The following is a 12,648-nucleotide window of genomic DNA, read 5'->3' on the forward strand; positions in this document are numbered from 1 at the left end:
CCTTTTCGTACACCCTCCCTGGGGTTTCGATGAATCAGAACTCTCTGCTTACGAATGCTGTCGTGCTCCGGAATAACGATGTAAGTCTTTCGCGTTATTTCGACGTTCTAATGGCCAACCGCTGGCTGGTCGGTGGCATCGCCGGCAGTGTGCTCGCCCTGGGCGTGGCCTACGCGTTTATCGCGCCGTCGGTGTACCAGGCCGATATTCTCGTGCAGGTTGAAGACAGCATTCCGACCAACAATTCCAAAGGCCCGCTGGGCGACGTCGCCAGCATGTTCGACGTCAAAACAGAGGCGACGGCTGAAATGGAAATCCTGCAGTCGAGAATGGTGGTCGGAAAAGCGGTCGACGATCTGCACCTCGACGTCAGCGCAAAGCCCAGGCGCTTTCCCTTGATCGGAGACTGGTTGGGCCGGCAAGCCCGGAGTCTTTCCGAGCCGGGGATCTTTGGATTTGGCGGATATGCATGGGGCGATGAAGCGATCAAGGTGTCCAGCTTCGACGTCCCGGAAGCATTCGAAGGCGAGAAGTTCGTTCTGACGGTTCTGGAGGGCGAACGCTACCGGCTGGAGCAGTCGGATCTGAGCGAGCCGATCGAGGGTCGCGTGGGCGAAAAGCTCGACACGAAACTGCCCGATGGCGCGATCACGCTGCAGGTCGATTCGCTGAACGCAAAGCCGGGCACGCAATTCATTCTGGAGAGACAGTCGCGCGAGAAGACGGTGGAAAGCCTGCAAAACCGGCTGACGGTCTCGCAGAAGGGTAAAGACAGCGGCATCATCGGCGCGTCGCTGACGGGCTCTGAGCGGCTGCTGACGGCCAGCACGCTCGCCGAAATCGGCAATGCGTATGTTGACCAGAATCTGAAGCGCAAGGCGGCGGAAGCCGAGAAGTCGCTTGCGTTCCTGAGCGCGCAGCTGCCGCAACTCAAGAGCGACCTGGAGCGCGCCGAGGGACGCTATAACGACATGCGCAACCGCATGGGCGTGTTCAATCTGAGCGAGCAGGGCAAGGCCTATCTGGATCAAAGCGTAGCCACGCAGCGCAGCCTGCTCGAACTGAAGCAGAAGCGCGCGGAGATGGGCGCGATCTACGCGCCGGGTCACCCCGCGATCCAGGCGATCGATCAGCAGATCGGCATGCTGAGCAGCAGGATCGGAAGCTTGTCGCAGCAGGAACAGGCGTTGCCGGACCTGGAGCAGAATGCGGTGCGCCTGACCCGTGACATGAACGTGAACAACGAGCTTTACGTCGGCATGCTGAACAACATGCAACAGCTCAGACTGGTTCGCGCCGGCAAGGTTGGAACGGTGCGGTTGATCGATAACCCGGTGGTGCCGAAAGAGCCGATCAAGCCGAACAAGCTTCTGGTGATTATCTATGCTGCGTTGGGCGGCCTGATTCTGGGCGTGGGTGCGGCGTTCGGGCGTACGGCGCTGTATCGGGGCGTGACCGACGCGCAGGAGATCGAGGAGCAAACGGGCCTGAACGTCTATGCGAGCGTGCCGCTGTCGCAGGCGAAAGTCGCGCGAATCGGCAAGACGCCGAAGCTGCCCGCTGGCGAGAAGTTCCTGCTGGCGAGCGAGTTTCCGCGCGACCCGTCGATTGAAAGCCTGCGCCGACTCAGAACCGCGCTTCATTTTGCCATGCTGGAATCGGAATCGGGCGACAATCGCGTGCTGCTGACGGGGCCGACGGAACAGGTGGGCAAGTCGTTCCTTTCGGCGAATCTGGCGGCGGTCGTATCGGCGGCCGGCAAGCGGGTGTTGCTGATCGACGCGGACCTGCGCAAAGGTCATCTCGAGCAATACTTTGGTCTCGACTCGACCCCCGGCCTGGCTGACTATCTGTCGTCGGACGTGATGTCCGACCCGGTGATCATGCGTGACGTGTGTCCGGGCCTCGACTTCGTTGCGCGCGGAGCGATACCGGAGAACCCGGCCGAGCTTCTGGTGAGCGAACGCATGCAGCAATTCCTCGCGAAGACGAGCGAATACGATATCGTGCTGATCGACACGCCGCCGGTGCTCGCCGTATCCGACGCGACCGCGCTTGCGGATAGCTGCGGCACCGTGCTGCTGGTGACCCGCTTCGAGACCACTTCCATTGCGCAGGTGGTGGAGGCCACCAAGCAGCTCAAGCAGGCGAATGCCCGGGTGAAGGGCGTGATCTTCAACGGGATCGATACGGATGTCTATCGCTATAGTCTGGGCGCGCGCGCAGGCCTCTATCGCAGTGCTTCCTATCTCGACGCATTGCCCGCCAGCGGAAAAACGCAGAAAGGCTAGCCTTCAGACGACAACCATCGTCGTGTAGAGCGATGAAAAATTCACCCGGACTTCGACGTAGATAAATTGTGAATATCAAACATTCGATCGTCAGTATCGCTGGAGTCGTACTGAGTCAGGCGCTCAATTTCGTTTCGATTCTATTGATCGGGAAGTTCTGCGGGCCGACGGCTCTCGGGTATTTCAGCCAGCTCATGGCCGGTGGTCTTTTTATCGGGTCGGTGATCGGCTTGCGTCTGGAGGTTGCGTGCATGGCGGCGGACAAGGCCCAGGCCGTGCGCGCAATGACGAGTTCCAGTGCGGTCGCCATAGGGATCGGCGTGGCGCTCGTGGTGGCCACGGCAGCGGCCGGGCATACGGAATACATACCTGTTATCGGTCTGGCACTTGGCGTGTTCCTGCAACAGGCGTTGTGCGGAGCACTCACTACCGAAAGAAAGTACGCGCAAATCGCGACGATCCGGTTCTTCCCTAATGCCGCGTTCGCCGTCTACTTCGTCTGCATGACGATGTTTTCGAAAGGGGAGTGCACAGGCACCACCGTATTCAACATCTATAGCTGGATTTTTCTGGCTTCGACCGTTGTGCCCGCCGCGATCTGCCTTTACTCGGCGCGCCGGATGATCCCGTTGGCCTTCATCAGGTTCTCCGCGCTTCAGATCCAGTATGCAAAATTTGGTGTGCCGACCACTACGCTGAATTCATTCGTGATCTATGCGTCCGCCATTTTGATGCCGATGATCTTCGATCATCGTGAAGCCGGCATCTTTGCGCTGGCGTATCGTGTGGGGTACTTCCCTGCGTCCCTCTTGTCGCAAAGTTTGGGCGCTGTCTTCCGCCGCGATCTGATCGATTATTTCGACGGCCACAGAAAAGACAGAGTGAATCCCTCGAAACAGTTTTTCACTATGCTGACGTTTATCAGCATTTCTCTGGTGGCAGCGTGCTATGCAGGCCTTAGCCTCATTATCCACATGAAGATGGGCGACGAATGGGAACCGTCGATGTCCGTGTACCTGATCTTTGTTCCCTATTTCATCACGATGGCGATCTATGGCTCGATGGCTCAGGTATTCATTGTCGCGAACCGGCTGAAGATCGACTTGATGATTCAAGCAGTCAATGCCGTATCGATCTTCCTGATCTTTGCGACGGCTCAATTCCTCGGCGTCGGGTTCATCCACTCGCTTCTTCTGCTCAGCGTCTGTGGCACGATCGTGGCAAGTGCGGGTACTTACCAGGCGCTCAAGATCGGCAAGGAGCCGGACGCTTATTTGAATCGCCAACCTAGTTTTGAAGCGCCGTGATCTCTGCGCTCAAAAATCGGCGACGCTGCAAGTTTAGCTCCTCCACCGCGAGGCGAGTCGCTCACTTGTTCAGGGAAAGAGAATGCGCATTGTAAAACTCCCCGGCATCATCGGCAGGAATGCGAGTCCAGGCGTGTCGGCCGTGGTCTGGTTCATTCTGTTCATCGCACTTTATGCGATCTCCGCGTTTCACCAGAGCACGTTGCCGGCGCGTTTTCTGTTGGATGAACTAGTGATCTTCGACCGGATGAAGACCGTCACGGCTTTCAGGGCGTTTGGCGACTCATTTGACAATCTCGCGTGGCTGTTCAACTTCTTCGGTCTCCGGAGTTTCTCCATTTCTTTGATAGGATTTCTCGCATCGACTATCGGCATGTTTGTCGCCGTCTGGCGTTCCGGTGTCACTTCGCTAAAGCCGGCCGAGTTCTTTCTGGTTGCCTTCTGGCTCGCCAATCAGACCGTCTACATCGGCGTTCCATCGAAAGAAATCATCATTTCGGTTCTGGTTCTTTTGATGCTGTTTTACAGCTCGTCGCGTGCGATATTGGTTTTGTTTGTCGTCCTGGCAGCGCTCGTAGCCGTGTACTTCAGATCGTACTGGGGCATTACACTGGCCGCAACCGTGTTTCTTTATATCGCGCCAAACGGCTTCAGAAGGCCGGTTTCATTGATCTTTTTCGCGCTGGCCATGTTTGTGATGGTCGCCTTCGTGTTCCAGAAGGCCTATGGCGAATCACTGGATTTCGCAAGGCAGAACGCCAATGAGTGGCGGGACCCGGAGGAGGTGGGGTCGATGATCGTACAGTTCATTCCAGGCAGTGGTATGTTCATTGGCGTGGCGAACGTCGCCATCACGCTGGCGACCTTCGTTTTGCCGGTGCGGTTGATTACGTCGGGTTCTCCGCTGCAAATGCTGGGCGGCATTGGCGTGTTTTTCACTTTTGCGATGGTGTTTATGCGTTATCGCTCCGCGGCGGCGCTATTTCCGGTGGGCCGATTCGAGACGCTTTGTTTTTGTTTTCTGGTCAGTTTCCTGTCAACGCAAGCTATTTTCGAGCCGGACTACGGGTCATTTCTGCGGCATCTTTCGCCGGTGTCGCCGATGATCATGTTTTTCGTCCTGCGGCTCTCGTACGATGAACACATAACGGTATCGGCGCAGAGTGCGTCGCGAGTGAACGACGGCGCCCATCACCAGTCCACATTGTCGAAGCATCGCAGCGCCTCCTGAATCGCAATGACGGTCCGCTGATTCAGTAGGCCGTCGATGAAGCACATGATCGTAAACATCGGGGCGAACTATCTGACGCGCATCGGTGGGTATGACGTGACGCCGCACGTGGCGATCGACAACATCACGAATCGCCGCTACTGGATGTTCCAGTACTCGGACTACATCGCGCCGGGCGATCCGCGCATGGTCAGCGTGAACGCGAAGATCGATTTCTGATCTGAGTTGCGCGGTGTCGCGGGCCGTGGCGGGCTCACTGTGCGCCGCCGGCGCGCATGGCCCGGTATTCCCGCTGCACGATGTCCATCAGCTCCGCCACCGAAGTCAGCGCGCTCTGTTGCTCGTAGGTCACGCGCCCTCGCTGCATCAACATGATGCGATCCGCGATATCGAGCGTCTGCGCATAGTTGTGCATGATCATGATGATCGAGAGGCCGCCTTTTTCCTTCAAGCGCATCAGTAGGTCGATGATGAGTCCCGCCTCGCGCGCGCCCATCGCGGCGAGCGGTTCGTCGAGCAACAGGATTTTCGCGTTCGAATGCACGGCGCGCGCCACGGCGATCGCCTGGCGCTGGCCGCCCGAAAGACGCTCCACGGGCAAATCCACCGAAGGCACGTGCACGCCGATATCGTCGAGGCATTGCGCCGCGCGCTCGCGCATCCGTTTGTGGTCGAGCAGCCTGAACGGCCCGCGCCGCACGATTTCGCGGTTCAGGAACATGTTGTGGTAAATACTCAGCGAATTCGCGAGCGCGAGATCCTGATACACGCATTCGATGCCGAGCGAACGCGCGTGATCGACCGAGCGCAACAGCGTCTCCTCGCCGTCGATGTGGAGCGTGCCGCTCGTTTGCTGATGAAAGCCCGTGAGGATCTTCACGAGCGTGGACTTGCCCGCGCCGTTGTCGCCGAGTATGCCGAGGATCTCGCCCTTGCCGAGCGTGAGCGAGACGCCATCGAGCGCCGTCACCGCGCCGAAGCGTTTGACGAGGCTGTCGCCGCGCAGCGCGAGCGGGGCGTTCGGCGCGCTGCGCGCAGCGGCCGTGGCATTGGCGCCCGCGGAGGAGGTTTGCGATTGGTCCATCATCGTCCACCCTTGCGGCGAATGCGCCCGACGTGGATGTTGAAGATCATCGCCGCCAGAATCGCGGCGCCAAGAATGATGTTGAACGTAAACGCGTTGATACCGATCAGTGTAAAGCCGTCGTTCAGAATACCGAGCACCGCTGCGCCGATGAGGCCGCCCACGATGGTGCCCGAGCCGCCCGTGAGCGGCGTGCCGCCGATCACGGCGGCGGCCACGGCAAGGAACATGATCTGGTTGCCGCCGGCCTGCGGGTCGATCGAGGTAATGCGAAAGGCTTCGAGCATGCCGGTGAAGCCCGCCAGCACCGCGGCGAGGACGAAGTTGCCGAGGCGCAGTCGCTTCACATGTATGCCGGCCTCGCTCGCGCCGAGCGGATTCGCGCCCGCGGCCTGCGTATGCAGGCCCCAGCGTGTATGTCGCAACAGCACGTGCATCGCGGCCGCGATCACCAGGGTCCAGATGATCTCGCTGTAGCCCCACGCGCCCATGAACGCGGCGAAGGTGGGCGATCCCGGCGTGGCGGCGGGCGTGCCGCGCGAGATCGTGAGCGTGATACCGTTGATCAGAAAGAGCGTGCCGAGCGTCGTAACGAACGAGGGCAGCCGCAGCCAAACCGACACCGCCCCGTTCACGAAGCCGACGATTCCCGCGGCCATGAGCCCCGCGATCACGGCCAGCCACATCGGCGCGCCCGCGTCATTCGCGAACACCATCACGAATGGCGCGAACGCGAACACCATGCCCGCCGACAGATCGATGTCGCCGCCGATCATCAACATGATTTCGCCGAACGCGATGATCGCCACCGGCGCGATGAACTGCGACAGGTTGACGAGGCTCGCGTTGGTGAGCAGGAAATCGTGGTTCGCGAATTCGAAGTAGGCGGCCAGCAGCACGGCCACGAGCAGGATGCGCAGCTCGGCCGCCCATTGAGACGCGAAGGAAACGCCCGCGCGCCGGGACGCGCGGACCGCTTCGGTATTGCTGGTTTCGTTCACTGTATTCATCAGGACTTGATTGCGCCGGATCTCGGAACGATTTGCTCCTTGTCGGTCTTGCCTTCATAGCGCGTCGAGGTATTCAGGTACGGCTCGACGTTATCCTTCGTCACGAATTTCAGGCCGGTGTTGATGTCGGCCGGGCCGACGAGGCCGCCGGAGCTGAGGAACACGAACGCCTCCATCACCGTATAGAAACCCTGGACGTAGGGCTGCTGATCGATGGTGAAGTCGAGGAAACCTTCGTGGATCAGCTGGATCGTGCTCGGCAGCAGGTCGAAGCCGCCGCCGTGCACGCCTTTGGACGGCAGGTTCGACTCTTTCATCACCTGCGCGACGCCCTGCGTGCTGCCCGCATCCACCGCGAACATGCCTTTCAGGTCCTGGTGGCCCAGGTAGAACGCCTTGATCTTCGACAGCTCCTCGTTGACGGTCGCGCCCGTGGCCACGGTCTGGATGTCGATCTTCTTGCCGGACTTCTTGATGGCGTCGCTCGCACCGTCCAGACGCGGCTGGATGTTGAGCTGCCCCCGGCGTGGCGATGAACAGCCCGACCATGCCGCTGTCGATCAGACTGACGATGCGCTCGCCCATCTGGTAGCCCGACAGATACAGGTCCTGGCCGATATACGCGAGGCGCGGATTCTTCTTGCCGCGCGGCGCGTCGGCGTTGTACGCGAACACCGGAATTCCGGCGTCGAGCGCGGCCAGGATGGGCTTGTCGAAAGCGCTCGGATCGACGATCGGCACCGCGATGGCGTCGGCCTTCGCGGCAATCGCCGAGTTCACGGCGCGGACCATTTCGCCCGCGTCCGAAGTGGCCGAGCCGGTCCACTGATAATCCATGTCGAGTAGCGAGCAGGCATCCTGAATGCCGTACTGCGTGGGCACGAAGAACGGGTTGGTGGTGACGTGATTGACGAACACGATCCTCCACTTCTTGTGCGACGGAAAAGCCTTCTGCGCTGCCTGCGCGGTGCCGATCAGACCGCCCGCGCCGCCTAGCGCGCCCATCAGCGAAAGCGCTGCGCCGAGTCCCGCGCCCTGCATCAGCCCCCGCCGCGCCGTGCTGAAACCGTTGCCGCTGTTTTTCTGATCGTCATCCCGTTGCTGTGCCATCTGATCCTCCGGTTCTTGTCTTCATTGGTCGATGTGGTCGACGTTGCGTCGATTGCGTGCAGATGCTGGACGGCACCGGGAGTTCGCGGGGCAGCGCGAGAGTTTGGCGTGGGACGTGCAACCCCGATTCGGAAGCGCTCGATACGAGCCGTGCGGTACCGGAAAAATGTTAGTGCAGTGCGGTAGCGACTCCTAATCCATGTATACCCGTAACCGTTCCGAAGATTGGGACGCCGGGTCAGGATGCGTGTTTACCACGAGCGGCCGATCGCGCGGATGGGTGCGCGGCGCTCAAAGCTCGCCGCCCGCCAACACCGTCGCCACGTGCTCGCGCAACGTCGGCAGCACCGCGCCCTCGAACCAGGCATTGCGCTTGAACCACGCGATATTGCGCGGCGACGGATCGAGCGACATGTCGAGTTTCGACGGACGTTTGGTGGTAACAGCCATAAAGCGGTGCGAGGTGACTGGTGCGCAGTCGTGTCGTGAGTCGGCTCAGTTCTGCGCCTGAGCCGGATAGATCAGCGTGCCGTCGGCCTGGGGCTCGGCGCCCGGTGTCATCGTGGCGGCGTTCGTGTGATGTGCGTCCATGATGTGCAGCACGGTTTCATCGTGCATCAGCAGATAGTCCGTAATGATACGCCGGTGGCAGCGCCACCAGACCGCCTCCGAGCACATGATCGCGCAGCGCTGCCGATGACCGAGCGTCAGAAGTTGCGCCAGTCCCTCGCGAAACGCGGCGCTCATTGCATAGTCGGCATAGTTGCGAAAGGCCGGATGCGTCCAGTACGCATTCGGCGACGGCGCGTCAACCTTGCGCCTGCTGCGGCGTCCGCCGAGCGCGGCGAGATGCATGTAGTCGATATGTTCCGGTGCGAGCGAGGCGGGCAGCGTGTCGCGATTGAACTGCGGGTTGGTCCGCGAGCGCGGGATGCTGCGCACGTCGACGAGCAAGGCGATCTGCTCGCCTTTCAGTAAGTCGACGAATTCCTGCAACGGACGCGTCGAGTGGCCGATCGTGAAAAAAGGGCGTTTCGTTTCCATGTGTGCTTCGCCGGCGCTGATAGCGGCGTCGATCCCTACAGACTTACAACGTGCGGCGCAGTAACGTCAACTGTGTCCCGATTCAGGTACGAGTCGGAGTTACAACAATGCACCCGCGACGGCGCCCGCGCATTTTCTTTCGACCCGCTTGCACCATGACCGACGGCCTGCCCAATCCCCAACGTGCGTTTGCGTACATCGCGATCGCCATCGCGATGACGATGTCGGTGCTCGACACCTCGATCGTCAACGTCGCGCTGCCCACCATCAGCAACGACCTCGCGGTATCGCCCGCAAGCGCGATCTGGGTCGTCAACGCGTATCAGCTGGCGATCACGGTGTCCTTGCTGCCGCTCGCGGTGCTCGGGGACAGCCTCGGCTACAAACGGGTCTACTGCTACGGACTCGCACTTTTCACGCTGGCGTCGTTCGCCTGCGCGAATGCGCACACGCTGCTGGTGCTTGCGGTCGCTCGCGTGTTTCAGGGCTTCGGCGCGGCCGGCATCATGAGCGTGAATATCGCGCTGGTGCGCTTCGTCTTCCCGAAGGCACGGCTTGGCGTCGGCGTCGGCTATTCGTCGCTGGTGGTGGCCGTTTCGGCGGCGGCGGGGCCGAGTATCGCGTCGGCGATTCTGGCGGTCGCGCACTGGCAGTGGCTGTTCCTCGTCAACGTGCCGCTCGGCGTGCTGGCGCTGTCGATCGGCGCGCGCACGTTGCCCGCGACGCCGACCTCGGGGGCTCGCCTGAGCGGCCTGAGCGTCCTGCTCAACGCGCTCACATTCGGCCTGCTGATCTCCGGTCTCGCGGCATTCAACCAGGCGGGCGCGACGCAGCGCGGCGCCGTGATGGTCGCGATCGCCCTGGTGGCCGGCGTGCTGTTCGTGCGACGCGAAAGCCGGCTCGCGACCCCGATGCTGCCCATCGACCTGCTGCGCATGCCGGTGTTTTCATTGTCGATGGCGACGTCGATCTTCTCGTTCGCGGCGCAGACGATGGCGTACATCATGCTGCCGTTCTACTTCGAGCAGACGCTGAAGCTGTCGGAAACACAGACCGGCATTCTGCTGACGCCGTGGCCGCTCGTGACCGCGTTGATCGCACCGGTCGCGGGCCGGCTGTCCGATCGGTGGGCGCCGGGACGCATCAGCAGCGTCGGGCTCGTCGTGTTCGGGTGCGGACTCGCGATGCTCTGCCAGCTCGGCGAGACGGCGACGCGTTTCGACATCGTGTGGCGGCTCGCGGTCTGCGGCCTCGGCTTCGGTATCTTTCAGTCGCCGAACAACCGCGTGATCATCGGCAGTGCGCCGCGGCATCGCAGCGGCGGCGCGTCCGGCCTGCAATCGATGGGTCGTCTGCTCGGCCAGTCGAGCGGCGCGGTGGCGGTGTCAATCGTGTTCGGACTCGTGCATGGCCGGCACCTCACGTTGATTGCCGGCATTGCCGCGGCGCTCGCGTTGATCGCGGCCGGCGTGAGTTCGGTGCGGCGTATGACGGAGCACAGCGACGCCCCGCCGGAACAGCAGGCTACGCCAACGCGGCCGGTCTCCGAGCGTTGACGCGGCTGCGGCGTCGTTGCGCCGCCCATACGCCTACGCGAGATTCGAAGGCGCCGCCTTCAGCACGTCGACGTGCTTCGGAATCAGGCCGAGATCGAGGAACGTATCGGCGATCTGTTGCTGCTCGCCGAGAATCGCACGGGTAATCGGCTGCGTGCCGAACTGCTGACGCTGCACCGCCACGTCCACGACCTGCTTCGGCAGACCCCATAGCTGCGCGAGTTCGCTGGCGAGCTGATCCTTGTTCTGCTTGCCCCACTGATCGACCTTGTCGAGTTCTTCGATCAGGATCCGGACCACGTCGGGATTGTTCGCCGCATAACTCTGCGACGAGAAGTAGAACGCCCGATTGCCGACTACGCCGCTTGCATCGGCAATCACGCGAGCGCCGAGCGATTGCTCCGCCGCGGCGAAGAAAGGATCCCAGATGACCCACGCGTCGATCGACGCCCGCTCGAACGCGGCGCGTGCATCGGCGGGCGCGAGGAACACGAGCTTTACGTCGCCGTATTGCAGGCCATGCTGGCGCAGTAGTTTGACGAGAAAGTAGTGGACGTTGCTGCCTTTGTTGAGCGCGATCCGTTTGCCCTTCAGGTCCGCGACCGAGCGGATCGTCGATTGCGGCGGCACCAGCACCGCTTCCGACCGCGGCCGCTTGACGGTCGCCGCCACATAGGCCAACGGTGCGCCGGCGGCCTGTGCGAAGATCGGCGGTGCTTCGCCGACGTCGCCGAAATCGATCGAGCCGACGTTCAGTGCTTCCAGTTGCACGGGGCCCGCAGCGAACTCGGTCCATGTAACCGATACGTGCAGCGGCGCGAGCCGTTTTTCGAGGGTGCCGCGGCCCTTCAGCAGATTCAGGTAACCCTTCTGATTGCCGACGCGCAGCGTGCGCGCGTTGCCTTGCGCGAACGAAAGCGGTGCTGCCGCGGCCGCTGCGGCGCCGAGCGAAAGTTTCAGGAAGGTGCGACGGTCGTGGAGCGTTCTGTTAATGGACATGACGGACGATACGATCAGGAGGGCGATGAAGAAGGCAGGATGCGCGGCGGCCGAAGCGCCGCGGCGTGAGTCGCGCGTTGTTCGTGCGTCAGGTTAGTGCTGGGGCGCGCCATCCCATGCCGGCAGCGTGGCGCCGTGATAAACGGTCAGGATCGCTTCTGTCGTAGCCATGTTTTGAAAAGAGATCGAAGTGTAGGTCCGGAGATCGTAGAGAGGCGCTCGTTAGTGCACAAATAATATCGAGCGCTATCGTTATCGCGCTTGAGCGTAAGCGGCGGTACGACGTGCATGGCGCTGCTGGAATAAGCCAAGCGCGATCGCCGCGCTGGCATGAAGCGAGCCGCAGCGGGGTTGGCGGACGCCGGATCGTGCGAATGTCCGCTGGCGCGGTTTTCGTTTCAGGTTGCGTGCCGGAACAGACGTGCGGGCTCGCATGCGTCGTCCGTCATTTGTTCTGGAAAGGCACCCGGTTCTAACCAGGCGGCGGGGAGGGGGCTATGGGAGCCGAAATGGAGGCGCTGTCTGGCAGACCGCGACGGCAGGCGGTCTTCAGAAGCAAGCGCATCAAGCCCGCGGCGGCAACAGTGCCGAAAGCAGCCGGCGCAACTGCGCCAATTCGCTTGCCGTCAGCCTTTCAGTGAGAATGCGCTCGACCTGCTCGACGCGCGGACGCAAGGCCGAGAGCTGCTTCTTACCGGCAGTGGTGAGAAACAGCACATAACTGCGCTTGTCGACAGGATCGTCGGCGCGCTCGATCTGGCCGTTGCGCACCATGCGTGCAACGAGATCGGCAATCGTCGAACGATCCACGTCGAGTTTGTCTCCGAGTTGCCGCTGACTGACGCCAGGCGTCTCGTGCAAGACCTCGAGCGCCGCGTACTGCACGCTCGTGATCTCCGCGGAAACCTCGCTCAGCCAGACCGCTGCATGGCGCTGTTGGGCACGGCGCACCAGGCTGCCAGTAAATTTGGGGAGCGCGCCGGCGTCTTCGGGTTTGATCGGCAATTTCGGAGGTT

Annotated in this window: 10 protein-coding genes and 2 pseudogenes; 5 read left to right on the top strand and 7 right to left on the bottom strand. The window is 61.6% G+C overall.

Annotation, left to right across the window (positions count from 1 at the left end):
* The first annotated feature begins 29 nt into the window (after positions 1-29).
* The 4 genes from OKW38_RS05725 to OKW38_RS05740 all read left to right on the top strand — a co-directional run bounded on the left by OKW38_RS05725 (position 30) and on the right by OKW38_RS05740 (position 5,048).
* Positions 30-2,291 (top strand): polysaccharide biosynthesis tyrosine autokinase, encoded by a 2,262-nt coding sequence (locus OKW38_RS05725; protein WP_429360413.1) that lies wholly within the window; start codon positions 30-32, stop codon positions 2,289-2,291.
* A 68-nt stretch (positions 2,292-2,359) separates the two neighbouring features.
* Positions 2,360-3,598 carry a lipopolysaccharide biosynthesis protein gene (locus OKW38_RS05730; protein ID WP_429360415.1) on the top strand — a complete coding sequence of 413 codons (1,239 nt, stop codon included), beginning with the start codon at positions 2,360-2,362 and terminating at the stop codon, positions 3,596-3,598.
* Positions 3,599-3,680: 82 nt separating this feature from the next.
* On the top strand, positions 3,681-4,829 hold the full coding sequence (locus OKW38_RS05735; protein ID WP_429360417.1) for a hypothetical protein: 1,149 nt from the start codon (positions 3,681-3,683) through the stop codon (positions 4,827-4,829).
* Between the two features lie 36 nt (positions 4,830-4,865).
* Positions 4,866-5,048, top strand: coding sequence for a hypothetical protein (locus tag OKW38_RS05740; RefSeq protein WP_429360725.1), 183 nt, complete (start codon positions 4,866-4,868; stop codon positions 5,046-5,048).
* Between the two features lie 34 nt (positions 5,049-5,082).
* Here OKW38_RS05740 and OKW38_RS05745 read toward each other — a convergent pair whose 3' ends face one another.
* The 5 genes and pseudogenes from OKW38_RS05745 to OKW38_RS05765 all read right to left on the bottom strand — a co-directional run bounded on the left by OKW38_RS05745 (position 5,083) and on the right by OKW38_RS05765 (position 9,077).
* Positions 5,083-5,913, bottom strand: coding sequence for an ATP-binding cassette domain-containing protein (locus OKW38_RS05745; RefSeq protein ID WP_018422193.1), 831 nt, complete (start codon positions 5,911-5,913; stop codon positions 5,083-5,085).
* Positions 5,913-6,923, bottom strand: a complete 1,011-nt coding sequence (locus tag OKW38_RS05750) for an ABC transporter permease (protein WP_429360419.1) — start codon at positions 6,921-6,923, stop codon at positions 5,913-5,915. Before OKW38_RS05750 ends, OKW38_RS05745 begins: the two co-directional genes overlap by 1 nt.
* Positions 6,923-8,033, bottom strand: a pseudogene (locus OKW38_RS05755) (sugar ABC transporter substrate-binding protein). The gene OKW38_RS05750 and the pseudogene OKW38_RS05755 overlap by 1 nt, the downstream one beginning before the upstream one ends.
* A 291-nt stretch (positions 8,034-8,324) precedes the next feature.
* Positions 8,325-8,435 (bottom strand): annotated as a pseudogene (locus OKW38_RS05760) (uracil-DNA glycosylase family protein); the annotation flags it as partial.
* Positions 8,436-8,528: 93 nt separating this feature from the next.
* Complete coding sequence (locus tag OKW38_RS05765) at positions 8,529-9,077, bottom strand: DUF488 family protein (protein ID WP_429360421.1); 549 nt, start codon at positions 9,075-9,077, stop codon at positions 8,529-8,531.
* A gap of 155 nt (positions 9,078-9,232) precedes the next feature.
* Here OKW38_RS05765 and OKW38_RS05770 point away from each other — a divergent pair, with 155 nt between their 5' ends.
* The gene (locus OKW38_RS05770; protein WP_090811661.1) at positions 9,233-10,633 is read left to right on the top strand and encodes an MFS transporter; all 1,401 of its coding nucleotides are present in this window, start codon (positions 9,233-9,235) and stop codon (positions 10,631-10,633) included.
* 33 nt (positions 10,634-10,666) lie between these two features.
* Here OKW38_RS05770 and OKW38_RS05775 read toward each other — a convergent pair whose 3' ends face one another.
* Positions 10,667-11,632 (bottom strand): sulfonate ABC transporter substrate-binding protein, encoded by a 966-nt coding sequence (locus OKW38_RS05775; protein ID WP_429360423.1) that lies wholly within the window; start codon positions 11,630-11,632, stop codon positions 10,667-10,669.
* A 564-nt stretch (positions 11,633-12,196) separates the two neighbouring features.
* Positions 12,197-12,637 carry a MarR family winged helix-turn-helix transcriptional regulator gene (locus OKW38_RS05780; protein WP_018422184.1) on the bottom strand — a complete coding sequence of 147 codons (441 nt, stop codon included), beginning with the start codon at positions 12,635-12,637 and terminating at the stop codon, positions 12,197-12,199.
* Positions 12,638-12,648: the final 11 nt, after the last annotated feature.

The sequence above is a fragment of the Paraburkholderia sp. MM5496-R1 genome (assembly GCF_050436205.1).
Classification (GTDB): Bacteria; Pseudomonadota; Gammaproteobacteria; order Burkholderiales; family Burkholderiaceae; genus Paraburkholderia; species Paraburkholderia tuberum.